This is a genomic window from Microbacterium arborescens, assembly GCF_049707515.1.
In the GTDB taxonomy this organism is placed as follows: domain Bacteria; phylum Actinomycetota; class Actinomycetes; order Actinomycetales; family Microbacteriaceae; genus Microbacterium; species Microbacterium arborescens_B.
In genome coordinates this window covers 147,228-174,011 of record NZ_JBNAFI010000006.1, presented here as the reverse complement: position 1 = coordinate 174,011, position 26,784 = coordinate 147,228, and the positions used below count along the sequence as shown (strand labels likewise).

The window sequence follows — 26,784 nt, the reverse complement described above, 5'->3', positions numbered from 1 at the left end:
GTCATGCGGACGGCATCCGGTCGAGGCCGCGGCGCAGGTCGTCGGCGGCGCGACGGGCGAGCACCCCGCTGACACCGCGGCGCCAGTCGGCAGCGCCGAGCGGATCGCTGTAATAGCCCGGTGCCGACTCGACGGCGGTCACGAGCGCCGCGTCGGACGGGATCCCGTCGAACCGCAGGACGACGGGGCGGCGCACCGACGCCGTGATCGTGAAGGTCGACGAGCCGTCGGCATCGAGGCGCCCGGTGACCACGGCGCCCGAGCGGCCGAGTTCGGCGAGGGCGATCTTGTGCAGCACGGCGCGCGAGCGCAGCGCAGCGGCGGGGAGCTCGATCGCGCGCAGCACGTCGCCCGGCCCGAGGCAGGTCGCCCCGTCGTCGACGACGAGTTCGGCCACCGGCATCCGGGTCTGCGTACCGTCGGCACGCCAGATCACGGCGATCCCGTCGAGCGCGACGCACAGGCTGACCATCGCGCCGGCGGCGAACGCCCGGCACAGGTTGCCGCCGACCGTGGCGGTGTTCCAGATCTTGAAGCTCGCGAGCAGCGCGTTCGCGGCAGCCGGCACGAGGTCGAGCGTCGCCCAGTCAACCGGGGCCCGCAGGTCGAGCCGGCCCGCGGCGAACGCGACGAGGCGCGCGATCGTGCACGTCGCGGCGATCCGCAGCCCGGCCCCGTCGACCTCGAGCTCGGGCCAACCCATCGTCGTGAGGTCGACGAAGCCGGTCGTGCCCGGCTGCGGCTCGGACATCAGCCAGGTGCCGCCGGCGAGGAACCGCTCGCCCGGCGCGAGTGCGAGGTCGTCGCGCGTGCGGGCCGCGCGGAACCCGGTGACGGTCGTGAGGTCCATCGGCGCTCCTCTCGGCTCGGGCGTCGGATGAGTGAATCAGTCGCGCATTTCGACGGTGTTTCACGCCGCCGCAACGAGCCGCAACGAACCGGCAACACGCGGCGCCTAACGTGCCGAGGAGTCCCGTCCCCCGGTCGAAGGAGGTCCGATGCGCGAGATCCTCGCTGTCGCCCGTGACGAGCTCGCCGCTGGTCGCGCCGTCGCCGTGGCCACCGTGGTCGCGGCATCCGGCAGTTCGCCGCGCGAGATCGGCGCCTCGATGCTCGTCACCGCGGACGGTCGCGCCTTCGGCAACGTGTCGGCGGGATGCGTCGACGGCGCGGTCTACGAGCGGTGCGCCGAGGCGCTCGCCGGAGCCGGCGCGACCGTCGACCGCTTCGGCATCGCCGATGACGACGCCGTCGCCGTCGGGCTGTCGTGCGGGGGGACCATCGAGGTGCTCGTGCGCGCGATCGCGCCCGGTTCGTCCGCGTCGGTGACGCTCAACCTCCTCGCGGCTCGCGAGCGGGACCGCGTCGCCACCGTGCTGCGCGTGCGCATCGCGGGCGGCGAGCCCGGAGACACCCGGCTCGCGGCCGGCGCGCTCGGGCACACGGAGCTCGGGCACATGGAGCTCGTCGATGTCGCGCCTGACGGGGCGTCCGCACCGCCGGGGTGGGTCGATCTGCGGTTCGGCGCGCCGCCCCGGCTCATCGTCGTCGGTGCGGTCGAGGTCGCCGTGGCCCTGACCGCCCTCGGCACGGCCGCGGGATTCCATGTCGTCGTCGTCGACCCCCGCGACGTGTTCGCCCGCACCGACCGATTTCCCGGGGCGGAGGTCGTCGTGGACCAGCCCGGCCGGTACCTCGGTCGCGCGAACCTCGACGCGCATTCCTCCGTCTGCGTGCTCACCCACGACCCGAAGTTCGACGTCCCGGCGCTCGCCGCCGCGCTCGCGTCGCCCGCGGGGTACGTCGGCGCCATGGGCAGCCGCTCGACCTGCGCCGACCGCATCCGGCGGCTGGCCGATCAGGGAGTCCCGCCCGCGGCGCTCGCCCGCCTGCGTTCGCCGATCGGCCTCGACCTCGGCGGCTCGAGCGCGCCCGAGGTCGCCCTGTCGGTCCTCGCCGAGATCGTGGCGGCCCGCCACGGCGGCACGGGGCGGCCGCTGCGGGCGGCGTCGGGGCCCATCCACCGAGCCGGCGCGACCGAGACGTCGCCGGCCCTCGCGAGCGCGTCGAGCAGCGCGGAGCCGGTCGGGTGCGGCGTCGAGCACCTGCTCGGGTGACCGCCCGCATGACGGCGGGGACGAGCGTATGACTGCGGGGACGCGCGTATGACGGCGGGGCCGCCCGCTGCTCCCGTGGGCATCGTGCTCGCCGCGGGCGCGGGCACCCGCTACGGCGGGCCCAAGGCGCTCGCGGTCGACGCGAGCGGCGAGCCGTGGCTGCACCGCGTGGTCGCCGCTCTGACCACGGCCGGCTGCGCACCGGTGATCGTCATGCTGGGGGCCGCGCCCGCGGCATCCGTTCCCGAGGGGGTGCGATCGCATGTCGTCGCCGACTGGGAGACGGGGTTGTCGGCATCGGTACGAGCCGCGCTGACGACAGCAGCGGTCGAGACGGAGGCCGACCTCGCGGTGCTCGTGCCGGTCGACGTCCCCGACATCACCGCCGCCGTCATCCAGCGCGTCCTGCGCACGGCGGACGGCGATCGAGCCGCGCGTGTTCGAGCGGTCTTCGCGGGTCGGCCCGGACATCCCGTCGTCCTGGGGCGCGCACACTGGGATGCCGCCGCTGCTGCGGCATCCGGCGACGAGGGCGCGGGGCCGTATCTCTCGCGTTCGGGTGCTGTCGGCGTCGAGTGCTCCGACCTGTGGCACGGCCGCGATGTCGATCGCGCACCGGGCGCGTAACGGCTGCCCCCAGGGCCCGACTATTCAGGGCTGGCGGATTCAGGGCTCGACGATGTTCAGGGGCTCCTCACCCGCGGCGAGGCGCTCGATCTGCGTGCGGACGAGCTTCGCGATCCGCGGGCGCATGGCATCGGCCGCTCCGCCCACGTGCGGCACGACGAGGACTCCCGGGGCGCGCCACAGCGGGTGATCCTCGGGCAGGGGCTCGGGGTCGACGACGTCGAGCGCGGCGCGCAGCCGCTCAGACTCCAATTCGGCGACGAGCGCGTCGGTGTCGAGCACGGTGCCGCGCCCCACGTTGACGACGAGAGCGCCGTCGGGCAGCAGTGCGAGCTCGTCCGCTCCGATCAGACCCTTCGTCGGTTCACCGCCGGGAAGCGTGATCATGAGGATGTCGGTGCGCGGCAGAAGCTCGGGCAGCTCGTCGATGCCGTGGACGTGCACCCCGTCTTCGTCACGGGCGCGGGATGCGACCGGGACGACGGTCGTCTCGAACGGCAGCAGTCGGGATGCCACGGCCTTGCCGACCCCGCCGTAGCCGAGGACGAGAACGGTCCGATCGGCGACGCTGCGGCTGAACTGCGGCGCCCAGCGCGCCGACTCCTGGTTGCGGACGTAGTCGGCCAGGTCGCGTTGCGCGGCGATCGTGAGGCCAACCGCGATCTCGGCGGTGGCGGCCTCGTGGACGCTCGACGCGTTCGCGAGCCGTGTGCCCTCCGGCAGGAAGGAGCCCATGCCCTCGTAACCGATGGACTGACTCTGGAGCACGCCGACGCGGAGGCCCTCGAGCGCCGCGAGCAGTCGCTTGCCCGACATGTACGGCGGGACGACCATGTCGAACGCGTCGCGGGGCGCGGGGGAGCGGAGGTCCCACACCACCAGGTCGACGCCGTCGGGAACGGCGCCGATGTCGGCCGCCAGTTCGTCGGTGGCCACGCTGACGACGACGGTGCGGGGGGATTCGCTCATGCCCCCACGCTACCGACCCGGGCCGAAGTCCGGGTCGAGGTGCGCGCTCGGGCCGGGCTCAGACGCGCGCGAGGACCGCCGCGACGGCCGACGTGAAGAACGTCAACCCGTCCGTGCCCGAACGCATCGCGTCGGAGGTGTTCGGCCCGAAGCCCGGCTCGACGGCGTGCTCGGGGTGCGGCATCAGGCCCACGACGTTGCCGCGCTCGTTCGTGAGTCCGGCGATGTCGTCGAGCGAGCCGTTGGGGTTCACGCCGCGGTAGCGGAACGCCACGAGACCGTCGCCCTCGATCTGCTTCAGCGTCTCAGCCGAGCAGGTGAAGCCGCCGTCGGCGTTCTTCAGCGGGATGACGATCTCCTGGCCCGCTTCGAACCCGCTCGTCCATGCCGTGTCGGCATTCTCGACGACGAGGCGCTGGTCGCGGCGGATGAACTGCTGATGCGCATTCCGGATCAGACCGCCGGGCAGCAGGTGCGCCTCGACGAGCATCTGGAAGCCGTTGCAGATGCCGAGGATGGGCATGCCCTTCGCGGCGGCATCCTTCACCTCGGCCATGATCGGGGCGAGGGCGGCGATGGCGCCGGCGCGCAGATAGTCGCCGTAGCTGAAGCCACCGGGCAGCACGAGGGCATCGACGCCGTCGAGATCGTGCGAGCCGTGCCACAGGGCGACGGGCTCACCGCCGGCGAGGCGGACGGCGCGCTGCGCGTCGCGGTCGTCGAGCGATCCCGGGAAGGTGATGACTCCGACGCGCGCGGTCACTCCACGACCTCGATGTTCACGACATCCTCGATGACCGAGTTCGACAGGATCTCGTCGGCGATCCGACGCGCGGTCTCGAGCGTCGCGTCGTCGGTGCGGTCGACCGTCAGCTCGAAGCGCTTGCCGATGCGGACGTCGGAGAAGCCTGAGACGCCCAGGCGGCTGAGGGCACCCGATACCGCCTTGCCCTGCGGATCCAGCAGCTCGGCCTTGGGCATGACGTCGACGACGATGGTGGGCATTGCTCGCTCCGGAGGTCGCGGGATGGGTGCGCGACCAGTCTACGGGTGGGATGCGCGCCTCGTTCGCCGCATCCCGCCGGCCTCGTGACCAGATCGTGACCAACGCCTGCGGGATCACTCTCTTGTGGTCCTGGGAGCGCTCCCGTATGGTCATGGGCAATCGGTGAGAGCGCTCCCAAAGTCGGGTGCGCAGCGCCGCGCACCAGATACCGCAATCACGAAGGAGTGACACGTGAATTCACGCGCCCTGCGGCGGATCGGCCTCGTGGCCGGCGTCGCAACCACCTCGGCTATCGTCCTCGCCGGATGCTCGGGCGGGGGTGACCAGTCCGCATCCGGAGGCGACTCCGACACCGTCACCCTCGCGACGTTCAACGACTTCGGGTACACCGACGAGCTGCTCGCCGAGTTCACGGAGGAGACGGGCATCAAGGTCGTCCACAACAAGGCGGCGACCTCGAACGACGCACGCACCAACTTCTTCCAGAAGCTGGGCAAGACCGGCCTCGCCGACGTCGAAGGCGTCGAGGTCGACTGGTTCCCCGAGATGATGCAGTACTCCGACCTCGTCGCGCCCGTGCCCGACGACCTCGCCGGTCGCTGGCTGGACTGGAAGGAGAAGGCGGCGACCGATGCCGAGGGCAACCTCGTCGCCTACGGCACCGACGTCGGACCCCAGGCCATCTGCTACCGCTCGGACCTGTTCGAGGCGGCAGGCCTCCCGACCGATCGTGCCGAGGTCGCCGCGCTCTTCCCCACCTGGGACGCGTTCTTCCAGGTCGGCAGCGACTACGTCGCCAAGACCGGCCAGCCCTTCATCGACTCGGCCAACTCCGTCCTGCAGGGCGTCGTGAACCAGCTCGAGACCGCGTACGAGGAGCCGGACGGCACCGTCATCGCGACAGAGAACCCCGACATCCGCGCGGCGTACGACACCGTCGTCGACAAGGCGATCCCGATCGCCGCCTTCCCGGGCCAGTGGACCGAGGACTGGTACGCGTCGATGGCCAGCGGCGAGTTCGCGGCGATGCTGTGCCCGCCGTGGATGCACGGCATCATCGAGGGCGAAGCGCCCGACATCGCCGGCTGGGACATCGCCAACGCGTTCCCCGAGGGCGGCGGCAACTGGGGCGGCTCGTACCTCGTCGTCCCCGCAAACGGCAAGAACGTCTCGAACGCGCAGAAGCTCGCCGACTGGCTGACCTCGCCCGAGACGCAGATCAAGGCGTTCAACAACGCCGGCACGTTCCCGAGCCAGCCCGAGGCGCAGTCCAGCCCCGACCTGACCGGGTTCGTCAACGCGTACTTCAACGACGCGCCGACGGGTGAGATCGGGATCGACCGCGCCAACGCGATCACCGTGACGACCTTCAAGGGCCCGAAGTACTTCCAGTTCCACGACGCCCTGGGCAACGCGATCACCCGTGTCTTCGACGGCATCGAAGACAAGGAGACCTCCTGGAACACCTGGGTGAACGAGGTCGGAAGCTTCTGACCGGCACCCGCCGGGGCGCGCCGCACCGCCGGTGCGCCCCGGCGCTTCCCCCTCACGCACCCGAAGGACGATCGTGACCACGACTCAGCAGCGCCCGACGACGAGCGCCCCCCGAAACGACGACGGCGGTCGTCCTCCGCGAGTGATCTCGTTCTCGCAGAAGCTCAGCAAGTGGGATCTCCGCTTCTCGCCGTACCTCTACATCTCGCCCTTCTTCATCATGTTCGCGATCGTGGGGCTGTTCCCCATCGCGTACACCGCGGTGATCTCCTTCATGGACTGGGATCTCATCCGCGGCGAGGGCGAGTTCATCGGATTCGACCAGTACATCTGGATCCTCTCCCAGCCCCACTTCTGGACGGCGCTGCGGAACACCTTCAGCATCTTCCTGCTCTCGAGCGTGCCCCAGCTGGTGCTCGCGATCTTCATCGCTGCCGTGCTCGACCGGAACATCCGCGCCAAGACCTTCTGGCGCATGGCCGTGCTCGTGCCCTACGTCGTCGCCCCCATCGCCGTCGGCCTCATCTTCAACGCGATGTTCGCCGACCAGTCCGGCTTCATCAACGGCATCCTGCAGTCCATCGGCATCGGCGCCATCCCGTGGCATGTCGAGCCGTTCTGGAGCCACATCGCGATCGCGACGATGGTCAACTACCGCTGGATGGGCTACAACACCCTCATCCTGCTCGCGGCCATGCAAGCGGTGAACCGCGACTTCTACGAGGCCGCCACGGTCGACGGCGCGGGCCCCGTGCGCCAGTTCTTCTCGATCACCCTGCCCTCGCTGAAGCCCACGCTCATCTTCGTCATCATCACCGCCACCATCGGCGGCCTGCAGATCTTCGACGAGCCCCGCGTGTTCGACCAGGCCGGTCGCGGCGGGTCGGCGCAGCAGTGGCTGACCATCACCCTCTACCTCTACGACGTCGGTTGGGGCCAGTGGAACTTCGGTCGGGCCGCGGCCATGGCGTGGATCCTGTTCGTCATCATCGTGCTGATCGGTCTCGTCAACCTCGTCGTCACGCGCACCCTCGTCCGAGACGAGGGACTGCGCCGCGAGCTCAGCAAGCGGCAGCACAAGCAGCAGGCCAAGCAGGCGCAGCGCGCGCTGAAGGAGAACCAGGCATGAGCACCATCGGCACTCCCGCTCCCCTCGCCACGGTGGCGGACGGCATCCCGACCGCGCGCGAGCAGCGTCGCGGAGCCCGCACCCGCCGCATCCGGGGCAGCCGTCCGGGCTTCTGGACCTATGCCATCCTCGGCGCCGTGTTCCTGTCGGCGGTGTTCCCGCTCTACTGGTCGTACGTGATCGGGTCGGGCGACTCCACGACGCTGCGCAAGCCCTTCCCGTGGATCCCCGACGGAAACTTCATCGACAACGCCGTCTCGGTGATCAGCAACCCGGCGGTCAACTTCTGGCCCGCGCTGTGGAACTCGATCTACAGCTCGTTCCTCATCGCCGCAGCGGTCGTCATCACCTCGACGCTCGCGGGCTGGGCGTTCGCGAAGCTGCGCTTCCACGGGGGACCGGCGCTGCTGGTCTTCGTCATCGCGACGATGGCCGTGCCGCAGCAGCTGGGCGTCGTGCCGCTGTACATCCTGTTCTCCGAGCTCGGCTGGACGGGCCAGATCGGCGCGATCATCATCCCCGCCCTCACGAGCGCGTTCGGGGTGTTCTGGATGACGCAGTACCTGCGCCAGGCGGTGCCCGACGAGCTCATCGAGGCCGCGCGCGTCGACGGCGCGTCGATGATCCGCACGTTCTGGACCGTCGGCATGACGGCGGCGCGACCCGCGGCGGCGATGCTGTTCCTGTTCACCTTCGTGGGCGCGTGGAACAACTTCTTCTGGCCGTTCATCGTGCTCGACCGGCAGAACCCGACGCTTCCCGTGGCGCTGTCGCTGCTGCAGTCGAACTACTTCGTCGACTACTCGGTCGTGCTCGCGGGCGTCATCCTCGCCACCATCCCGCTGCTGCTGCTGTTCATCTTCGCGGGCAAGCAGCTCGTCAGTGGCATCATGGCCGGGGCGGTGAAGGGATGACCCTGAACCTCGACCGCACCCAGCAGGAGACCATGAACGTTTCGCGCAGCTTCCCGACCGGCTTCCTCTTCGGAGCAGCCACCGCGGCCTACCAGATCGAGGGCGCAGCCTTCGAGGACGGACGCACCGCATCGATCTGGGACGCGTTCGGCCGCGTCCCGGGCGCCGTCATCAACGCCGACAACGGCGACGTCGCCTGCGACCACTACCACCGGTACCGGGGCGACGTCGCGCTGATGAAGGACCTCGGTCTCGACACGTACCGGTTCTCGACGTCGTGGTCGCGCGTGCGTCCCGACGGCGGCGCCCTCAACCCGAAGGGCGTCGACTTCTACGAGCGGCTCGTCGACGAGCTCCTCGGCGCCGGCATCATCCCGTGGCTGACGCTCTACCACTGGGACCTGCCGCAGGCCATCGAGGACCGCGGCGGGTGGACGCTCCGCGAGACGGCTGACCGCTTCACCGAATACGCCCTCGACATGCACGACGCCCTCGGTGACCGTGTGCACCACTGGACGACGCTCAACGAGCCGTGGTGCTCGTCGTTCCTCAGCTACACCGCGGGCATCCACGCCCCCGGCCGGTTCGACATCGGCGACGGGATGCTCGCCGCGCACCACCTGCTGCTCGGCCACGGGCAGACCGTCGCCGAGCTGCGGGGGCGCGACGCCTCGCTGTCGCTCGGCATCACGCTGAACCTCACCGTCGCCGAACCGGCCGATCCCGCCGACGCGGCCGACGTCGACGCCGCGCGCCGTATCGACGGGCAGTTCAACCGCTGGTTCCTCGATCCGATCTTCCGCGCCTCCTACCCGGGTGACATCGTCGCCGACATCGAGAAGGTGGATGCCGCGGGCGTCGCGCGCTGGCGCGACGCCGTGCTCCCGGGCGACGAGGCCGTCATCGCCCAGCCGCTCGACGCGCTCGGCGTGAACTATTACCACGGCGAGTTCGTGGGCGGGCGGCCCGACCCGAACCCGCCGACGCCGGGGGATGCGCCGACCGACCGCGAGACGGGATCGCCGTGGCCGGCCGGACACGACATCCACTGGCACGAGCGGGGCCTGCCGCGCACGTCGATGCACTGGGAGGTGCAGCCCGCCGGGCTGACCCAGCTGCTCGAGCGCGTGTGGACCGAGTACGCGCAGCCGGCGGGGACGGTGCTCTACGTCACCGAGAACGGCGCCGCCTACGACGACGAGCTCGTGATCGACGGCGGGGAGAAGACCGTGCCCGACGCCGAGCGCACCGAGTTCCTGCGCGCGCACCTGGGCGCGATCCTCGATGCCCGGGATGCCGGTGTCGACGTGCGCGGATACTTCTACTGGTCGCTGCTCGACAACTTCGAATGGGCCTGGGGCTACGAGAAGCGCTTCGGCATCGTGCGGGTGGACTACGACACCCAGGAGCGCACTCTGAAGGACAGCGCGAAGGAGTATCGTCGGGTCATCGCAGCCCGTGCGATCGACGTTCCCGCTGCGGCGGACGCCGCCCGGACCGTCGTCCCGAGGTAGCCCACCTGTGATCTCCGACCAGAACCGGACGGCCGCGACCATCGAAGAGGTCGCGGCCGTCGCCGGTGTATCGCGCTCGACGGTGTCGCGCGTCGTCAACGGCTCGACCGCCGTCAGCCCCACGGCCCTCGAGTCGGTGCGCCGCGCGATCGCCGAGCTGAACTACGTGCCCAACCGCGCGGCGCGATCGCTCGCGAGCCGGTCGACGATGGCGATCGCGCTCGTCGTGCCCGAAGACACGACCAGGCTGTTCGGCGACCCGTTCTTCGCCTCGGTGGTGTCGGGCATCAACTCCCGCATCAGCCGGAGCGACTACGTGCTCAACCTGATCATGGCCAGCGCGGACCCCGGCGACAAGACCGCGCAGTACGTGCGTAGCGGCGCCGTCGACGGAGCCATCATCGTCTCGCACCACACGAGCGACACCTTCATCGAACGCATCGCCGCCGCGGTTCCCGTGGTCTACGGCGGTCGCCCGGTGCGCTCGCGCGGCGGCGACTACTACATCGACGTCGACAACGTCGCCGGTGCGCGGGATGCGACGGCGTACCTCGTCGGCCGCGGATGCCGTCACATCGGGGCGATCACGGGTCCGCCGTCGATGCCGGCCGGTGTGGACCGCGCGGAGGGTTACCGCATCGCGATCGCCGAGGCGGGGCTCGCTGCGGCACCCGTCGTGGAGGGCGACTTCACGGTCGAGTCGGGAGCCGTCGCGATGCGCGCGATCCTCGCCGCGGGCGAACCGCTCGACGGGCTCTTCGTCGCCAGCGACCTGATGGCGCGCGGCGCCATGCAGGTGCTCGCGGCCGAAGGCATCCGTGTTCCCGACGAGGTCGCGGTGATGGGCTTCGACGACTCTCCCGTCGCCCTGACCACCGAGCCGCAGCTCACGACGATGCGTCAGCCGTCGTTCACGCAGGGCGAGCGCATGGCCGACGTCCTCATCGCGCGGCTGGCGGGTATGTCACCGCCCGAGGTGACGATCCTCGACACCGAGCTCGTCATCCGCGGCTCCGCCTGACCCGGCCTGCGCTCAGCGCCGAGTGCACGGCTTAACGCCGAGCGCACGGCATCCGCACGCAGGGAACGCGTCCGCTCGGCGGCATCCCGTGCACTCGGAAGCGGGTGGCCGGGTCAGGCGACGGCGGCGTGGAGGGTGTTGTTCCAGGGGTCCTCGAACGCGAGGGTGCGACCGTCGTCGCGGATCGCGATGCCGTGGTGGCGGAGCCGCTCGGTGAGCGCGCCGAGGTCGTCGGATGCCGGCAGCGAGAGGTCGACGCGTCCGAGCCCGAGCGCGGGCATGCGGGGGCCCGCGCCGCGCGAGTTCCAGACGTTCATCGCCATGTGGTGGTGGTAGCCGCCCGCGCTCACGAACAGTGCCTGATCGCCGAGCGACGCGGTCGCATCGAAGCCGAGCGCGTCGATGTAGAAGGCGCGCGCCGTCGCCACATCGCCGACCGAGAGGTGTACGTGCCCCACACGGGCGGGATCGGATGCCGCCGGGCCGGCCCCCGCCGCCCTGTCCAGCGCCGCCGCGTCGAGGTGCTCGCTCAGGAACGCGTTCGGATCGAGGTACAGGGTGCCCATCTCGACCTGCCCGTGGGTCCACGACCAGGTGCTGCGGTCGCGGTCCCAGTAGAGCTCGATGCCGTTCCCCTCGGGGTCGGTGAAGTAGAACGCCTGGCTCACGAGGTGGTCCGCGCTCCCGGTGAACGTGGCAGGCGCGTGGCGCGCGACGCTGTAGAGGGCGGCGGCGAGGGCCGCCTGCGTCTCGAAGAGGATCGCCGTGTGGAACAGGCCCGCCGAGCCGGGGGTCGCGTGCCGCAGCGCGGGCTCGTGCCGGAGGATCACGACCGGCCGGCCGGCGCGCCCGAGGGTGACGGTGTCGCCCTCCGCGGCGATCACCTGCAGCGTGACGACGTCGCGGTAGTAGCGCGTCATGGCATCGAGGTCGCCGACCAGCAGGGTGACGGCGCCCATGGTCGTGGCATCCGCCAGCTTCTCATTCATGTGCATATACAACCGCGAGGCCCAGCCCCTCATTCCCCATGCCGCGGCCCCGAAAGCACGGCCTGACGCCGAATGCACGGCATCCCGGCGTCGGAAAGTCGTACTTTCGACAGGATGCCGTGCACTCGGGCTTGCGAGCGGGATGGGCCTACCGGGGGTCGCCGCCCAGGGGGCCGACCGCGGGGAGGGGGCCGCCGTCGTCGGCGCCGGTGTTGCGCAGGCGCGCGATCGCGTTGCCGGCGTGGTAGATCACGAGGGCGGCGATGGTGCCGAGGACGATCGCGCCGAACTGCAGTGCGCCGAGGTTCATCGCGAAGCCGGCGATGGCGATGACGAACGACACCGCGACGGTGTACTGGTTGACCGGGCGCGAGAAGTCCACGCGGTTGTCGACCCAGATCTTGATGCCGATGACGCCGATCAGGCCGTACAGGGCCGTGGTCACGCCGCCGAGCACGCCCGCCGGGATGGTGTTGAACACCGCCCCCACCTTGGGTGAGAAGGCGAGCAGGATCGCGACGATGCCCGCCACCCAGTACGCCGCCGTCGAGTAGACGCGCGTGGCTGCCATGACGCCGATGTTCTCGCCGTAGGTCGTGGTTCCCGAGCCGCCGAAGCCGCCGGCGAGGGTCGTCGCGACGCCGTCGGCGATGAGCGCGCGGCCGGTGTGCTTGTTGATCGACGGGTCGTCGGTCATCGTCGCGACGCCGCGGACGTGGCCGACGTTCTCGGCGATGAGCACGAGGACGACCGGCAGGAACATCGGCACGATCGACCAGGCCGCGGCATCCCCGATCGCCACGAGGTGGAAGTCGGGGAGCCCGAACCAGGCGGCCGCCTCGACGGCCTCGAACTCGACCTGACCGGTGACCGCGGCGACGACGTAGCCGACGATCACACCCAGGAAGATCGAGATGCGGCCGAGGAACCCGCGGAACAGCACGCTGAACAGGATGACGGCGCACAGGGTCACCGTGGCGATCTCGGGCTGCAGCTGGAAGTTGTTCCACGCGGCGGGCGCCAGGTTGAAGCCGATGAGCGCCACGATCGCACCGGCGACCACCGGCGGCATGAGCTTCTCGATCCAGCCCGTGCCGAAGGCCTGCACGATGAACCCGACGGCGGCGAGCAGCACGCCGGCGACGACGACGCCGAGGAGGGCCTGCGTGATCTGCTCGGCCGTCTCGAGGCGGTTGCCGCCGTTGAGCGCCGTGATCGGCGCGATGAACGCGAACGACGAGCCCAGGTAGCTGGGCAGCTTGTTGCGCGTGATCAGCAGGAAGACGAGCGTGCCGAGACCGGAGAAGAGCAGGGTCGTCGAGACGGGGAAGCCGGTGATGATCGGCACGAGGAACGTCGCACCGAACATCGCGACGACGTGCTGCGCACCGATGGCGATGGTGCCGGGCCAGTTCAGGCGCTCGCCGGGCTTGACGACGGCGCCGCGCGCGACGGTGCGACCGTCGCCGTGGAGGGACCAGATGGGCATGGGACTCCTCGGAAAGGATGAGCGATTCGGGATGGAGCGCGAGAGCGGCCCCACCCTACCTGGGAGATCCCTGGACGCCTGGTCGGCGCTCCGCGGAGTGCTGCAGGCGGGACGTCGCGGCTCAGCCCGGGCGGCTCAGCCCGCGAGCGTGTCGAGCAGCTCGCGGTACTTCGCCGCGGTGCGCTCGACGATGTCGTCGGGCAGCGCCGGGGGAGTGCCGGTCTTGTCCCACGCGTCCGCGAGCCAGTCGCGGACGATCTGCTTGTCGTAGCTCGCCATGCGCTCGGCCGGTGTCGAACCCGTGCGCCAGACCTCGGCATCCCAGTAGCGCGACGAGTCGCTCGTGAGCACCTCGTCGGCGAGGGTCAGCACACCGTCGGCGTCGAGGCCGAACTCGAACTTCGTGTCGGCGAGGATGAGGCCCTTCTTCTCGGCGAGGGCGGCGGCCCGGGTGTAGATCTCGAGCGAGGCGTCGCGCAGGGCCGCGGCGGTCTCGGCGCCGACGAGCTCGACGGAACGCTCGAACGAGATGTTCTCGTCGTGCTCCCCGAGCGGCGCCTTGTAGGCCGGGGTGTAGATGGGCTCGGGAAGGCGGTCGCCGTTCTGCAGGCCGTTCGGCAGCGGGATGCCGCACACGGTGCCGCTGGCCTGGTACTCGGCCCAGCCCGATCCGGTGAGGTAGCCGCGCACGACGCACTCGATCGGCTGCATGTCGAGTTCGCGAACGATCATGGCCCGGGCGGCGACCGCGGCCGGAGGTTCGAGGCCGAGGATGTGGTTGGGGATCGGGCGTCCGCCGTCGCGCCCGGCGAGCTGCGCGAACCACCACAGGCTCAGCCGGGTCAGCAGCTCGCCCTTGCCCGGGATGCCGGGCTCGAGCACGTGGTCGAACGCGCTGACGCGATCGCTCGCGACCACCAGCATCCGGTCGTTGACTCCGTCGGCGGGGCGGTACAGGTCGCGGACCTTGCCGGAGTAGACGTGCTTCCAGCCGGGCAGATCGAGGGCGCTCACCCGGCCATTATCCCGGAGCCGCCGTGGGTCTCGCGCGGTCGGTTCTGGCGCTCCAGAAAGGCGCGTATAGTCCACATGGACTAATCGAGAGGGGGGTGCCGTGCCGGATGCCGTCGACCGACTCACCCCGCTGGGGCTGATGCTGCTCGCGCTGCTGCACGAGGACGACATGCACGCCTACGAGATGGTCCGTCTGCTGCGCGAGCGCAAGGCCGATCGCCTCGTCGCGCTCACGCACGGCACGATCTACCACACCGTCGCGCGCCTCGAACGGCAGGGTCTCATCGAAGAGGTCGGTACGGACCGCGAGGGCAACCGTCCCGAGCGCACCACCTACCGGCTCACTGTCGCAGGTGCCGAGATGCTCTTGGCCTGGGTCCGGCGCGAGCTGCCCGCCATCGACCGCCCCGAGCGCTTCCGCGTCGCACTCGCCGAGGCGCACAACCTCGACCGCGCCGAGGTGGCCGCACTTCTCAGCGAGCGTCGTGACGCCCTCGCGGCATCCCTCGAGGCGCACCGCAACGCTCGCGATCACGCGATCGAGCGCGGTTCGTATCCCCAGTTCCTGATCGAGGTGCACCGCGAGACGGCTCTGCTGTCGGCGGATGTGGCCTGGCTCGACGAAGCGGTCGAGTTCATCCGTCGTCCCGACACCGTGTGGGGGGTCGTCGACCTGGCCCCCACCGACCGCTATCTGGCACAGAGAGAAGCCGCCCGCGCATGAGCGAGAAGACCAGCACCGCCCGCACCCCCGAGGGTGCAGCATCCCCCATAAATCCCTGGCCGGCCCTGTGGGCGATGGTCATCGGGTTCTTCATGATCCTCGTCGACACGACGATCGTGTCGGTCGCGAACCCGGCGATCAAAGCGGCGCTCGACCCGGCGACGAGCAACCTCGACAACGTCGTGTGGGTCACCTCGTCGTACCTGCTCGCGTACGCGGTGCCGCTTCTGGTCACCGGGCGTCTCGGCGACCGCTTCGGCCCGAAGAACATCTACCTGATCGGACTCGCGATCTTCACGATCGCCTCCCTCGCGTGCGGACTCTCCGGCTCGCTCGAGGTGCTCATCGTCGCTCGCGCCGTGCAGGGTCTCGGCGCCGCGCTCATGACCCCCCAGACCATGGCGGTCATCACACGGACCTTCCCGGCGGAACGCCGAGGCGCCGCGATGGGCCTCTGGGGCGCGACGGCCGGTGTCGCCACTCTCGTCGGTCCGCTCGCGGGCGGCCTGCTCGTCGACGGCTTCGGGTGGGAGTGGATCTTCTTCGTCAACATCCCCGTCGGCGTCGTCGCCTTCGTTCTCGCATGGCGCCTGGTGCCGCAGCTCGAGACGCACCCCCACCGCTTCGACATCGTCGGCGTGGTGCTCAGTGCGATCGGACTCTTCCTCATCGTCTTCGGCCTGCAGGAGGGCGAGCACTACGACTGGGCCGCCGGTGTCTGGATCATGATCGCGGCAGGGCTCGTCGTGATGGCGGTCTTCGTCTGGACGCAGGCCCGCACCAAGACCGAGCCCCTCGTGCCGCTCGGGCTCTTCCGCGACCGGAACTTCGCGATCTCCAACCTCGCGATCGCCGCGGTCGGCTTCACCGTCACGAGCATGGCCCTGCCGATGGCCTTCTTCACGCAGCTCGCACGCGGCCTCACCCCGACCGAGTCGGCGCTGCTCCTCGTGCCGATGGCGGTCCTCTCGGGTGCGCTCGCGCCCCTGGCCGGCCGCATCCTCGACCGCGTCGACCCGCGCCTGCTTCTCGTCCCCGGGCTCACACTCATGGTCGTGGGTCTCGTCGGCTATGCGCTGCTGATGAACACGGAGGCGCCGGTGCTGCTGCTGCTCATCCCCGCCGCGGTGATCGGCGTCGCCAACGCGGGGATGTGGGGCCCGCTCGCCACGACCGCGACGCGCAACCTGCCGCCGCGTCAGGCCGGCGCCGGCTCGGGCATCTACAACACGACCCGCACGGTCGGGTCGGTGATCGGATCGGCCGCCATCGCGGCGTACATGCAGTCGCGCCTCGAGGCGAACCTGCCGGGCGCCGGGGATGCGGCGGGCGGCGACTTCGGCGGGGGCGGCGCGATGCCTCCCACGATCGCCGAGGGGTTCTCCGCCGCGATGGCGCAGGCGATGGTGCTGCCCGCCGTCGTCATCGCGGTCGCTGTCGTGGTGGTGCTCTTCCTCAAGCGTCCCGCGCACCTCGCGCAGCGCTGACTCCGCCCGGATCGGACCCGCGGCCGCGCAGAACTCCTGCTGGCCGTGGGTCGGTCGTGTTGCCCATACGCTTACCCGGCGACGCGCGCGGCGATGTCGGTGCGGTGGTGCGAGCCCGCGAGCGTGATCTCCGAGAGAGCGCGGTAGGCGCGGTCGCGGGCTTCGGCGAAGTCGGCGCCGAGGGCGACGACGTTCAGCACGCGGCCGCCCGTGGCGACGAGCCCGTCGACCGTCTCTGCGGTGGCGGCGTGCGCGAGGTGCACGCCCTCGACGGATGCCGCGGCGTCGAGCCCCCCGAGCGGGCGTCCGGTCACGGGCTGCTCGGGGTAGCCCTCGCTCGCGAGCACCACGGTGACGGCGGCATCGCTCGAGAACGTCGGGTCGGGCTCGGACTCGAGGCGTCCGCTCGCCGCGGCCATCAGCAGCTCCGAAAGCGATGACGTCAGCCGCGCGAGCACGACCTGGGTCTCCGGGTCGCCGAAGCGCGCGTTGAACTCGATGACCTTGATCCCCGAGTCGGTGAGGATGAGGCCCGCATACAGCAACCCGATGAAGGGGGTGCCCTCGGAATCGAGATGGCTGATGACGGGGTCGGCGACGGTTCGGGTGACCTCGGCGACGAAGTCGGCCTCGCTCCCGAAGCGATCGGCGAGCCACGGCAGCGGCGAGTAGGCGCCCATGCCGCCGGTGTTCGGGCCGGCGTCGCCGTCGTACGCGCGCTTGTAGTCCTGCGCCGGGCTGAGCGCACGGACGGTGTCGCCGTCGGAGACGAAGAACAGCGACACCTCGGGGCCGGCGAGGAACTCCTCGATGAGCACCGGCCCGCTCGGAAGATAGGTGTCGGCGTGTGCGAGGGCGGCTTCGCGGTCGTCGGTGACGATCACGCCCTTGCCGGCAGCCAGGCCGTCGGCCTTGACGACGTGCGGAGCACCCAGCTGGTCGAGCGCGGTCTCGACCTCGGCGCGGCTGCGAGCGCGCACCGCGCGGCCGGTGGGGACGCCGGCCTCGTCCATGACGCGCTTGGCGAAGGCTTTCGAACCCTCGAGCTGGGCGGCGACCTTGCCCGGCCCGAACACGGGGATGCCGCGCTCGCGCAACGCGTCGGCGACGCCCGCGATCAGCGGTGCTTCCGGTCCGACGACGACGAGGTCGACGTTCGCGCTGCCGGCGAACTCCGTCACCGCCGCCGGGTCGTTCTGGTCGAGGCCCGGCACGAGTTCGGCGTCTCGGGCGATCCCGGCGTTGCCGGGAGCCGCCAGCAGTTCGTGGCCCGCTCCTTCCGCGGCGAGAGCGAGGATGATGGCGTGCTCGCGCGCGCCCGAGCCGAGGACCAGGATCTTCACCCGGCCAGCCTACCGACCGGGCTAGCGTGGAACCCATGGCCCGCAGCATCCTCACCGCCGACGGCCGCGCCGCGCTCGCTGCGGTCGCGGCTGCCGAGGCATCCGGCGACAAGCCCGCCCGCACTGACCTGGCCACGGCCGTGCGCTACCTGTTGCAGCTGCTCGTCGAGAAAGCGCCGGGCAATTCGGTCGAGATGCGCGTGCCGCCCTTCGGCGCCGTACAGGTCGTCGAGGGGCCGCGTCACACGCGCGGCACTCCGCCCAACGTCGTCGAGACGGATGCCGCGACCTGGATCGCGCTGGCCACGGGCGATCTGGCCTGGGCGGATGCCGCTGCGGCGGGCCGACTGCGCGCGTCGGGCACCCGGGCCGACCTCACTGCGCTGCTGCCGTTGCGCCCGTGAGCCGGCCGCGCCTGACCCGGCGCATCACGAGCAGGCCGGTCGCGACGATCGCCGCCGCGAGCGCGAGCAGTGCGTAGAGACTCCACGGCAGGGCGACGGTGCCGATGTCGACGGTCACCGGCGCGACCGATCCGGCGCCGAGTCCCACTCCTTCCGGAGTGACCGTGAGGGTGCCGCCGACCCAGCCGAGGGACATCACCGGCAGCTCGCGGCTGACCTCGACGATCGAACCCGGAATGATCTCGCGCAGCTGGACGGGCGCGGCATCCGCGTCGAAGAGTCCGAGCGGGCCCGCGACGGCGAGCGTCTCGACACCCGTGATGCGCGTGTTCCCCGGGTTCTCGAGGGCGTAGGACACCGAGAGGGTGCCGGAGGCGAAGGGGTTCCATGACGGCGTGTACACCGTCGACACGTCGGTGATCGCGGCTGCCGGGCTCAACTCGCCGGCGACGCGCAGGTTGACGCGGGTCCCGAGCCGGCGGTCCACCGACAGCGATGCGGAGGCGTCGGTCGTGACGAGAGAGGTGACGATGCCGGCGGCGTGGTCGCCGGGACGCGCGTCGGCGGGCACGGAGATGGTGAAGGCGATGTCGGCCTGCTGGCCGGGCTGGAGCTCGACGGCGGGGGAGCCGATGGTCACCCACGTGCCGGCGCCCTCGGAGGGCGTGCCGTCGACGAGCACATCGATCTCACCGCTCGAGGTGGTGAAGGCGTCGGCGGCGTACACCGACAGCGGCAGGGCCGCGGTACCGGTGTTGACGACGACCATGGTGTCGCTGATCACGGTGCCCGGCGCGACGTCGTAGGTGAAATTGCCGCGGCCGACGCCGTTGTCGTTGTCGGCCGTCTCGACGGTCCACCCGACCGTGCCTGCCGTGCTGGTCGGGGCTGTCGGGGCGTGCGTGCCGGAGGTGGCGATCGTGTCGGACGCGGCAGCGCCGGCGGGGAGTGCTCCCGTCGCGACGATGGCTCCGGCGACTGCCAGGGCGAGGAACGAGCGGATGCGGCGGCGTGCGGTCACGGACGTCTTTCGGGGTCGGAGGGGTCGGGGCCCCAGCACGATGCCAGGGCCCCGGGAGTGTCACTGCAGGGCGGTGACGGTGAGCTTGCTGGTGTAGGCGCCGGCGGGGGTGTCGCCGGGGATGACCAGGGACAGGTCGGCACCGACGGTCGCGCTGGCTGCGGCGGTCGAGGAGGCGAGCACGCGCGAGGACGCGAGGCCGGCGCCGCCGAGGCGCGACGAGGGCACGTCGGCTCCCTTGGCGACCGTCGCGCCGCCCTCGACGACCTTCGGCGTCCAGCCGAGCAGGTCTGCCGAGAACGATCCGCCGCCGGTCGAGGCGAAGTCGCTCGCCTGCCCGGAGATGCTCCAGGTGTAGGGCGACGTGCCACCGGTGCGGGTGTCGGTCACCACGATGTTGGTGAGCGACCCCGTCGCGACGAAGTTGCCGCCCTCCGCAGTCGCGGTGCCGAGGTCGGCCGGCGAGGATCCGTCGAAGCTCCAGCCGAACGAGCCGGTGGGCTCCTCGACCTGCTCCGGGACCTCGACGACGACATCGCTCGCGCCGGCGAAGGTGATCGGGGTGAACGTCTCGAAGGGCGCGTAGGTGGCACCGCTGCCGGCGTAGGTGTAGACCCCGTAGTTGCCGGCGAGCAGGTCGCGGGCCTCGGTGGACGAGACGTTCAGCTCGGCCGTGAAGGTGCCGTCGGCCGCGAGCTCGATCGCGCCGGCCGCGGCGCCGCCCACGGCGGCGTGGCTCTCGGCAGGCAGTGCCCACTTGGTGTCGACGCGTTCGGTCCGTGCCGAGGCGGGAGCTCCGGCCGAGGGCTTCCACACGTCGGCGAACTTGGCGAAGGTGACGTACGCGCCGACGAACTGGCCCGCGAGCGGCGGACGGCTGCCCGTCGTGGCGGCGCCGGCCGGCAGGAAGCCCGAACCGGTCACGGTGATCGTCTCACCGGCGCGGTCGATGCCCGAGGTCTTCGAGACGGTGACCGTGGGCGACGAGGGCTGAGCCGTGGCGGTGTACGACACCGAGAGCGGCGTCGTGGGCTTGCGCACATCCGCGGCACCGCCCGACGAGTACCAGTAGCTGCCCTGACCGGTCAGAACCTGGAAGTCGACGAACGGCTGCGGGAAGGCGCCGGCGGAGGCTCCGGTCGTCACCTGGGGGGTGCCCGACCCGGTGTCCACCGTCTTGCCGAGGTAGTCGGGCGTGACGGTGAAGCCGTCGGCGTCGACCTCCACCCCGGTGAGCGTCGCGATGACGACATCCTCGGCGGGGGCGATCTGCTCGAACAGGTCGGGGTCGTCCATCGAGGTGCCGTAGCCGCCGAGGGTGGCGGTGATCGTCCCGGTGCCGTCGGCGGCGACGCTCAGGTGCGGATCGGTGATCCACGACCGCGTCATGCCCGAGTAGTACGCCGACGTGAACGTGCCCGTCCACTGGATCTCGGCGGTGCCGGCGACGGGATCGACGGTGCCGGTGCCGGCCGCGATCTCGACGACATGGCCCGAGTTGTTGCCGGCGCCGGTGGTCAGGCGCGTGCCGTTCACGTCGGTGCTCAGACCCGCGAAGGTCGCGTCGGCGTAGCTGCCGTCGGGCTGCTGCTTGAGGATCTCGACGTTGCCCTCGGACTGCTTCCAGTTCGTGGCCGTGACCCGGTCGGCGGACGACGCAGCGCTGACGATGCCGGCGCTGAAGAGGTTGTAGGTGCCCGGTGCGAACGCCGCCGCGTGCGACTCGGCGTTGATGCCCCACCGGAAGACGGCATCGGAGACGGTGGTCTCGGCGGCGTTCGCCGGAGCGGCGACGAGCACGCCACCCAGGGCGAGCGCACTCGCGGTGACGAGGGCGGCGATCGGCCGCCCCCGTCGACCGCGACGCGTGGTCGGAGATTCCATGGTTGATCCCTTCGTGATCTGGCTGCCTCGGTCGCTCGGACATCGGGTACCGGCGACATGCGTGCGCATGCATCTGGGAGGCTAGGCAAGGCTCACCTAACCACGACGCGACGAGATGGTGCAAGATATAGGGCAGGCTTACCTAACCCGGGGGAGACGCATGGGCCGGAGAATGTCGCGCGCGGTCAGCGCGCTCGCCGTGGCGCTCGCCGCGACGCTGATGCTGTCGTCGTGCGACGCGGCTGGGCCGGCCGGGGGAGCGGACGCCCCCACGACGCCCCCGCTGGCGGAGGTCACCCCGCTGTCGGATCCCGCCGCGTGGGAAGGGCCGTCGACCGCTGTCGCAGCACAGGCGTCGGTCGACCCGATCACCGACGGCGAGCAGGTGCTGCCGGCCACCGTGATCGATGCGCAGGGCACCGAGGTGTCGATCACCGACACGTCGCGCATCCTCACGCTCGACATCTACGGGTCTCTCTCGCGCATCGTGTTCGAGCTCGGCCTGGGCGACTCGGTGGTCGCGCGAGACACCTCCAGCGGGTTCGCCGAGGCAGCCGGGCTGCCCGTCGTCACCGAGAACGGCCATGACCTCAACGCGGAGGCGATCCTGGACGCCGCGCCGACGGTCATCCTCACCGACACGAGCCTCGGTCCGTGGGACACGATCCTGCAGATGCGGGACGCGGGCATCCCGGTCGTCGTGGTCGACTCCCACCGCTCGCTCGAGAACATCGGCGATCTCGTGCAGCAGGTCGCGGGCGCTCTCGGCGTACCGGAGCGCGGCGCGGCCCTGGCCGCGCGCACGACCGCGGAGGTGGACGCGAAGATCGCCGAGATCGCCGCCGTCGCGCCCGCGGACCCGGCGGAGAAGCTGCGGATGATGTTCCTCTACGTGCGCGGCCAGTCCGGCGTCTACTACCTCTTCGGCGAGGAGTCCGGCGCCGACAGCCTGATCGAGGCGCTCGGAGGCATCGACATCGCCGGCGAGATCGGGTGGCAGGGCATGCGTCCGGTCACCGACGAGGCGCTGGTCGACGCGAACCCCGACCTGCTGATCATGATGACGAAGGGCCTCGAGTCCGTCGGCGGCGTCGACGGACTCGTCGAGCACCTGCCCGCGGTCGCTCAGACCGAGGCCGGACGGCACCGCCGCATCGTCGACATGTCCGACACGACGGTCCTCAGCTTCGGCCCCGCCGCGGCGAGTGTGCTCGATGCGCTCGCCGTCGCCGTCTACGCGCCCGAGGCGGCCGGGTGAGCGTGGTCGCCTCCGAACCGATCGCGCCCGAGCCGGTCGACGCGACACGCGCCCTGCGCGGCGCGGCGCATCCGTCCGGGGCGCGGAAGCGTCGGATCCCGGTGCTGGCCACCGGTGTCTTCACCGGGATGACGCTCGCCCTCATCGCCCTCGCGGTCGTCTCGGCCGGGAGCGGTCAGCTCGTGATCCCGCCCGATCAGGTCGTGGGGGCATTCGCCCGCGCCTGGAACGACGCGATGAGCGCGGCGGGGCTCGGCGCCCTGTCGGTGCCCGACGGCGCGGCGATGTCCCACGTCAACGGCGAGGCGACGCTCTGGCTCATCCGGATGCCGCGGCTCATCATGGCCGTGCTCGTCGGCGCGACCCTCGCCACGGCCGGCGTCGTCATGCAGGGAGTGTTCCGCAACCCGCTCGCCGAGCCCGGGGTGATCGGGATCTCGTCGGGGGCCGCGGTCGGCGCGTCCGCCGCGATCGTCTTCGGGCTCACCTTCGCCGGCCCGCTCACCCTGCCGCTGCTGGCGTTCGTGGGAGGACTCGCCGCCACCGTCATCGTGTACTCCTCGGCCCGTGCCGACGGGCGTACCGAGGTCGTCACGCTCGTGCTCACCGGCATCGCGGTCAACGCCGTCGGCGGCGCGGCGATCGCGCTGTTCACCTACCTCGGCTCGACGCAGGAGCGCGAGCAGATCGTCTTCTGGCAGCTCGGATCGCTCAACGGCACGCGTTGGCAGGACCTCGCGGTCGTCGCGCCGCTGGCGCTCGTCGGCATCGTCGCGTGCTTCTTCTTCGCCGGCAGCCTCGACCTGCTCGCCCTCGGCGAGCGGCAGGCCGAGCATCTCGGGGTGCGCGTCGAGCGCCTGCGAGTGGCGGCGATCGTCGTCATCGCGCTGCTCACGTGCGCCGCAGTCGCCTTCGTCGGCATCATCGGGTTCGTCGGGCTGGTCGTGCCGCACCTCATGCGGATGATCCTCGGCCCGGCGCACCGGCTGCTGCTGCCCGCATGTGCGCTGGGCGGGTCGGTGCTCCTGCTCGCCGCAGACCTCGTGGCGCGCACAGCGGTCCCGGGATCCGAGCTGCCGATCGGCATGATCACCGCGCTCATCGGCGGGCCGTTCTTCTTCTGGCTGCTCCGCCGCACCCGCCGCCGCTCGGGGGGATGGGGATGAACGTCGTCCTGCGAGCCCGGGGCGTGTCGGCCGAGGTCGGCGGACGACGCGTGCTCGAGGGAATCGATCTCGAGCTGCGGGCCGGCGAGGTCCTCGTCCTCGTCGGGCCCAACGGCGCCGGCAAGTCGACCCTCCTCGCCGTGCTCGCAGGAGATCGCGCTCCCCGCGAGGGCACGGTCGAGCTCGACGGCGCGGTCCTGGACACGTGGCCGGTCGCCGAGCGCGCCCGGCGGCGATCGGTGCTGACCCAGAGCAACGACGTGTCGTTCCCCTTCCTCGCGCACGACGTCGTGCGGATGGGGCGCGCGCCCTGGCGTCGCCGCCCGGAAGCCGAGCGCGACGACCTGGCGGTCGCCGAGGCCGTCGTCGCGGGAGAGGTCGAGCGCTTCGCGGATCGGCCGGTGACCGGGCTCTCGGGCGGGGAGCGGGCGCGCGTCGCCTTCGCGCGCTCGTACGCCCAGGAGTGTCGGATCGCGCTGCTCGATGAGCCGACGGCGAGCCTCGACATCCGTCATCAGCACCGGGTGCTCCAGCGCACGCGTCAGCGGGCTGCCGCCGGCGGCGCCGCGATCGTCGTGCTGCACGATCTCGGCCTCGCGGGCGCGTACGGCGACCGCATCGCCCTGCTCGAGAACGGCCGTCTCGCCGCCCACGGGACACCGCGCGAGGTGCTCGATCCGGCGATCCTGACGCGGGTGTACCGGCATCCCATCGACGTCATCGAGGGTCCGCGCGGCGCGCTGCTCGTGCTCGCCGACACCGATGCCCCCGACCGCGGCGAGCCCCAGCCCGCCGCCCCGTCCGCGGATCCCGCCGCGACCCAGACCCCGTCACCGATCGAGGAGCGCACCCCATGAGACCCCTGCCCCGTTTCGTCGCGGCGATCACCGCCGCCCTCGTCGCGTGCGCCGTGGGGCTCGTCGGGGCTCCCGCGGCCTGGGCTGCAGCATCCGTCTCGATCGGCACCGCCGACGGGAGCGGCAGCGTCGCCGCCGACGGCGCCACGGAGGTCACCGTGTCGGGCTCGGGCTTCCAGGCGATCCGGGGCGGGTTCGGCGGGATCTACGTGCTCTTCGGCTGGGTGGACGACCCCGCCGGGGGGTCGTGGAAGCCGAGCGCCGGCGGAGCGGTCGGTGAGGACTACCGGTACGTGCCCGACGCCGAGGCGGCCGACAACAACGGCTTCCAGCGATTCATCGCCTTCGAAGGCAGCCAGACCGAGAGCTCGGCGAACGGCGTCATCGCAGCCGACGGCTCCTGGTCGATCGACATGGTCGTGCCGGGCGCGACGTTCGAGAGCACCGATCGGGAGGGCCAGGTGACGCCGGTTGACTGCCGTGAGGTGACGTGCGGGATCATCACCATCGGGGCGCACGGCGTCAAGAACGCCAACAACGAGACCTTCACCCCGATCTCGTTCCGCGCCGAGGCCGCACCCGCGGGCACCGACGCTGCAGCCCCGATCGCCGGCACGGCCGCGGCCGGAGCCGTTCGCGTGGGCGTCGCGTCGGCGAGCGTAACCGCCGGCACCTCGATCGTCTTCACCGGTCAGGGCTTCACGCCCGGCGAGCAGGTGGTGGCTTCCCTCGATGGCGGCCTGACCGCGGTGGGCCCGCTCACCGCCGGAGCGCAGGGCGAGGTCGCGGCGGCGCTCGCGGTGCCCCGCGACATCCGTGACGGCACGCATCTGGTCACGCTGAGCGGCGCCGCCTCGGGCGCCGTCGCCGAGGCGGAGGTGACCGTCTCGGGCGGCTCGATGACCGATGCCGCCGCGAGCGCGACGGATCAGCCGCCGCAGTGGGCGCTCGTGGTCATGCTCGTGTCGCTGCTGGTCTCGGCGCTCCTCATCGTGGCGAGCATCGTCGCGGCTGCGGCCCGTGCCCGCGCCCGCCGGCGCGCACGCCGGTCGGCTGTGCCGCCACCGGTCGCCGCCCGCTCCGGGCAGCCGGCGGGTGCACGGTGACCGGCCGGACACGGCGGATGCGGCGGCGCCGGGTCGCCGGGAGCATCACCGCGGTCGTCCTGGCGTGGGCCCTCGCGGCGGCGCCCGCCGTCGCCCTCGCGGACGGCCCCGACGACGTCATCGTCACGATTCCCGACACCGGCGGGAACCCGCCCGTGACGCCCCCTGTCACACCCCCGGCGGGCGGCGACCGCATCACCAACGCTCAGCTGAGGTGGGGTCTCAACGCCGAATCCGGCGGGGGAGCCTTCGCGGGCGGGTGCAACTTCCTCAGCGCCGGGCGGGCCGGCGACTCCGGCGGAGCTCGCGTGTGGACGGCCGCGGACGGACTCTACGCCCCGACGAACGGGGCCGTGCGCATCGAGAAGCCGACCGCGGACGGCGGGTGGACGGCGGCGTCGTGGGACACGAAATGCCTCGATCCGCGAGGCGCGGCGGTCACCACCGCCTCGACCGCGAGCGCGACGGGCAACCAGGTCGTCATCGACGGGGGCGCGGGCAGCCGGAGCGCCGACGGCCTGGAGATCCGCTGGTCCGGGTCGTTCACCGTCGCCTTCTACGGCGGCATGACCTACTGGAGCATCACCGACCCCGTGCTCTCGCTCGACGCCGGCGGCTCGGGGCGGCTCACCGGCACCGCCAGCGGTTACGGCACGTCGATGGACGACATGACCCGTTGGGAGCCGATCGCCGACACCCCTGTCGTGCTGGCCGAGATCCGCGGTGCCTCGGGTGAGCGCGGCTTCACCGTCACGCCCGAGTACCTCGGGGTCGCCACGGCCGGTGCTGGGCAGGTGCCGCGCACTCCCCAGAATGCGGCGTACTGGGGGTCGTTCCCGCAGTCGTTCGTCGACTTCCACCGCCTCACCGGGCAGCAGGGCTACTGGCTCACGACCAACGGCGTGCGGGATGCCGCCAAGCCCGCCTCGCCGGTCACCGTCAGCTACGACGCCGCAGCGCCGGTGGTCGCGCCGCCGCCGACCGCAGGCGGCGTGGCCGCGCCGGGCGCCACGCCGTCGAACCCGCTGCGGCTCCCCGCCGCCGTCGCTGCGGCGGTTCCCGATGCTCCGCCCATCGTCGCGGCGAACGCGCCGCTGTCGACGGTGCCGCAGGCGGCGGGCCTGGTTCCCCAGGCATCGGCCCGGTGGTCGCCGCTCGTCCTGCCGCTGCTGGCGTCGGGCTCCGCACTCGGCCTCGCCGTCATCGCGGTGCTCAGCATGCTCCAACTGCTCCCGTGGCAACGGGCATGAC

Annotated in this window: 25 protein-coding genes; 15 read left to right on the top strand and 10 right to left on the bottom strand. The window is 71.5% G+C overall.

Annotated features, from left to right (window positions below; all coding sequences use genetic code 11):
• Nucleotide 1: 1 nt before the first annotated feature.
• Nucleotides 2-850 carry an FAD binding domain-containing protein gene (locus ACPYN5_RS12845; protein ID WP_424449378.1) on the bottom strand — a complete coding sequence of 283 codons (849 nt, stop codon included), beginning with the start codon at nt 848-850 and terminating at the stop codon, nt 2-4.
• Nucleotides 851-998: 148 nt separating this feature from the next.
• Here ACPYN5_RS12845 and ACPYN5_RS12840 point away from each other — a divergent pair, with 148 nt between their 5' ends.
• Both ACPYN5_RS12840 and ACPYN5_RS12835 read left to right on the top strand, forming a co-directional pair.
• Entirely contained in the window at nt 999-2,117 is a 1,119-nt protein-coding gene (locus ACPYN5_RS12840; RefSeq protein WP_424449377.1) for an XdhC family protein, read from the top strand.
• A gap of 48 nt (nt 2,118-2,165) precedes the next feature.
• On the top strand, nt 2,166-2,744 hold the full coding sequence (locus tag ACPYN5_RS12835; protein ID WP_424449376.1) for a nucleotidyltransferase family protein: 579 nt from the start codon (nt 2,166-2,168) through the stop codon (nt 2,742-2,744).
• A 39-nt stretch (nt 2,745-2,783) separates the two neighbouring features.
• Here the strand turns inward: ACPYN5_RS12835 and ACPYN5_RS12830 are convergent, their stop codons facing one another.
• From ACPYN5_RS12830 to purS, 3 genes are read right to left on the bottom strand one after another with little or no spacing between them, the layout of a single operon-like run.
• Nucleotides 2,784-3,713 carry a 2-hydroxyacid dehydrogenase gene (locus tag ACPYN5_RS12830; RefSeq protein WP_424449375.1) on the bottom strand — a complete coding sequence of 310 codons (930 nt, stop codon included), beginning with the start codon at nt 3,711-3,713 and terminating at the stop codon, nt 2,784-2,786.
• 58 nt (nt 3,714-3,771) lie between these two features.
• Nucleotides 3,772-4,476 (bottom strand): phosphoribosylformylglycinamidine synthase subunit PurQ, encoded by a 705-nt coding sequence (gene purQ / locus ACPYN5_RS12825; protein ID WP_424449374.1) that lies wholly within the window; start codon nt 4,474-4,476, stop codon nt 3,772-3,774.
• Nucleotides 4,473-4,718 (bottom strand): phosphoribosylformylglycinamidine synthase subunit PurS, encoded by a 246-nt coding sequence (gene purS, locus ACPYN5_RS12820; RefSeq protein WP_424449373.1) that lies wholly within the window; start codon nt 4,716-4,718, stop codon nt 4,473-4,475. The genes purQ and purS overlap by 4 nt, the downstream gene beginning before the upstream one ends.
• Before the next feature lie 232 nt (nt 4,719-4,950).
• On the opposite strand from purS, the gene ACPYN5_RS12815 reads away from it, so the two are divergent.
• The 5 genes from ACPYN5_RS12815 (at nt 4,951) to ACPYN5_RS12795 (ending at nt 10,791) form a co-directional block, all read left to right on the top strand.
• Nucleotides 4,951-6,213 carry an ABC transporter substrate-binding protein gene (locus ACPYN5_RS12815; protein WP_424449372.1) on the top strand — a complete coding sequence of 421 codons (1,263 nt, stop codon included), beginning with the start codon at nt 4,951-4,953 and terminating at the stop codon, nt 6,211-6,213.
• Nucleotides 6,214-6,286: 73 nt separating this feature from the next.
• On the top strand, nt 6,287-7,342 hold the full coding sequence (locus tag ACPYN5_RS12810) for a carbohydrate ABC transporter permease (RefSeq protein WP_424449371.1): 1,056 nt from the start codon (nt 6,287-6,289) through the stop codon (nt 7,340-7,342).
• The gene (locus tag ACPYN5_RS12805) at nt 7,339-8,256 is read left to right on the top strand and encodes a carbohydrate ABC transporter permease (RefSeq protein ID WP_424449370.1); all 918 of its coding nucleotides are present in this window, start codon (nt 7,339-7,341) and stop codon (nt 8,254-8,256) included. Before ACPYN5_RS12810 ends, ACPYN5_RS12805 begins: the two co-directional genes overlap by 4 nt.
• The gene (locus ACPYN5_RS12800; RefSeq protein WP_424449369.1) at nt 8,253-9,770 is read left to right on the top strand and encodes a GH1 family beta-glucosidase; all 1,518 of its coding nucleotides are present in this window, start codon (nt 8,253-8,255) and stop codon (nt 9,768-9,770) included. Before ACPYN5_RS12805 ends, ACPYN5_RS12800 begins: the two co-directional genes overlap by 4 nt.
• A gap of 7 nt (nt 9,771-9,777) precedes the next feature.
• Nucleotides 9,778-10,791, top strand: a complete 1,014-nt coding sequence (locus ACPYN5_RS12795) for a LacI family DNA-binding transcriptional regulator (RefSeq protein ID WP_424449368.1) — start codon at nt 9,778-9,780, stop codon at nt 10,789-10,791.
• A gap of 113 nt (nt 10,792-10,904) precedes the next feature.
• On the opposite strand, the gene ACPYN5_RS12790 is transcribed toward ACPYN5_RS12795, so the two are convergent.
• The 3 genes from ACPYN5_RS12790 to ACPYN5_RS12780 form a co-directional block, all read right to left on the bottom strand.
• The gene (locus ACPYN5_RS12790; protein WP_424449367.1) at nt 10,905-11,780 is read right to left on the bottom strand and encodes a VOC family protein; all 876 of its coding nucleotides are present in this window, start codon (nt 11,778-11,780) and stop codon (nt 10,905-10,907) included.
• 148 nt (nt 11,781-11,928) lie between these two features.
• The gene (locus tag ACPYN5_RS12785; protein WP_424449366.1) at nt 11,929-13,269 is read right to left on the bottom strand and encodes a uracil-xanthine permease family protein; all 1,341 of its coding nucleotides are present in this window, start codon (nt 13,267-13,269) and stop codon (nt 11,929-11,931) included.
• A 135-nt stretch (nt 13,270-13,404) separates the two neighbouring features.
• Entirely contained in the window at nt 13,405-14,283 is an 879-nt protein-coding gene (locus ACPYN5_RS12780) for a phosphoribosylaminoimidazolesuccinocarboxamide synthase (protein ID WP_424449365.1), read from the bottom strand.
• Nucleotides 14,284-14,383: 100 nt separating this feature from the next.
• Here ACPYN5_RS12780 and ACPYN5_RS12775 point away from each other — a divergent pair, with 100 nt between their 5' ends.
• Together ACPYN5_RS12775 and ACPYN5_RS12770 are read left to right on the top strand one after the other, a co-directional pair.
• Nucleotides 14,384-15,007 (top strand): PadR family transcriptional regulator, encoded by a 624-nt coding sequence (locus ACPYN5_RS12775; protein ID WP_424449364.1) that lies wholly within the window; start codon nt 14,384-14,386, stop codon nt 15,005-15,007.
• On the top strand, nt 15,004-16,494 hold the full coding sequence (locus ACPYN5_RS12770) for a DHA2 family efflux MFS transporter permease subunit (RefSeq protein ID WP_424449363.1): 1,491 nt from the start codon (nt 15,004-15,006) through the stop codon (nt 16,492-16,494). Before ACPYN5_RS12775 ends, ACPYN5_RS12770 begins: the two co-directional genes overlap by 4 nt.
• Before the next feature lie 71 nt (nt 16,495-16,565).
• On the opposite strand, the gene purD is transcribed toward ACPYN5_RS12770, so the two are convergent.
• Entirely contained in the window at nt 16,566-17,837 is a 1,272-nt protein-coding gene (gene purD, locus ACPYN5_RS12765) for a phosphoribosylamine--glycine ligase (RefSeq protein WP_424449362.1), read from the bottom strand.
• A gap of 35 nt (nt 17,838-17,872) precedes the next feature.
• On the opposite strand from purD, the gene ACPYN5_RS12760 reads away from it, so the two are divergent.
• Complete coding sequence (locus ACPYN5_RS12760; RefSeq protein WP_424449361.1) at nt 17,873-18,241, top strand: sterol carrier family protein; 369 nt, start codon at nt 17,873-17,875, stop codon at nt 18,239-18,241.
• On the opposite strand, the gene ACPYN5_RS12755 is transcribed toward ACPYN5_RS12760, so the two are convergent.
• Together ACPYN5_RS12755 and ACPYN5_RS12750 are read right to left on the bottom strand one after the other, a co-directional pair.
• Nucleotides 18,213-19,262: a WxL protein peptidoglycan domain-containing protein gene (locus tag ACPYN5_RS12755; protein ID WP_424449360.1), complete on the bottom strand. Its 1,050-nt coding sequence runs from the start codon at nt 19,260-19,262 to the stop codon at nt 18,213-18,215. The two genes, ACPYN5_RS12760 and ACPYN5_RS12755, sit on opposite strands and share 29 nt — an antisense overlap.
• A 60-nt stretch (nt 19,263-19,322) precedes the next feature.
• Nucleotides 19,323-21,146, bottom strand: coding sequence for a hypothetical protein (locus ACPYN5_RS12750; RefSeq protein WP_424449359.1), 1,824 nt, complete (start codon nt 21,144-21,146; stop codon nt 19,323-19,325).
• 172 nt (nt 21,147-21,318) lie between these two features.
• On the opposite strand from ACPYN5_RS12750, the gene ACPYN5_RS12745 reads away from it, so the two are divergent.
• The 5 genes from ACPYN5_RS12745 to ACPYN5_RS12725 all read left to right on the top strand — a co-directional run bounded on the left by ACPYN5_RS12745 (nt 21,319) and on the right by ACPYN5_RS12725 (nt 26,783).
• Nucleotides 21,319-22,404, top strand: coding sequence for a heme/hemin ABC transporter substrate-binding protein (locus ACPYN5_RS12745; RefSeq protein ID WP_424449358.1), 1,086 nt, complete (start codon nt 21,319-21,321; stop codon nt 22,402-22,404).
• 128 nt (nt 22,405-22,532) lie between these two features.
• Entirely contained in the window at nt 22,533-23,570 is a 1,038-nt protein-coding gene (locus ACPYN5_RS12740) for a FecCD family ABC transporter permease (protein ID WP_424449455.1), read from the top strand.
• A complete protein-coding gene (locus ACPYN5_RS12735; RefSeq protein ID WP_424449357.1) occupies nt 23,567-24,427 on the top strand; it encodes a heme ABC transporter ATP-binding protein in 861 nt (286 codons plus the stop codon). Before ACPYN5_RS12740 ends, ACPYN5_RS12735 begins: the two co-directional genes overlap by 4 nt.
• Entirely contained in the window at nt 24,424-25,533 is a 1,110-nt protein-coding gene (locus tag ACPYN5_RS12730) for a hypothetical protein (RefSeq protein ID WP_424449356.1), read from the top strand. Before ACPYN5_RS12735 ends, ACPYN5_RS12730 begins: the two co-directional genes overlap by 4 nt.
• Complete coding sequence (locus ACPYN5_RS12725) at nt 25,530-26,783, top strand: hypothetical protein (protein ID WP_424449355.1); 1,254 nt, start codon at nt 25,530-25,532, stop codon at nt 26,781-26,783. Before ACPYN5_RS12730 ends, ACPYN5_RS12725 begins: the two co-directional genes overlap by 4 nt.
• Nucleotide 26,784 lies beyond the last annotated feature (1 nt).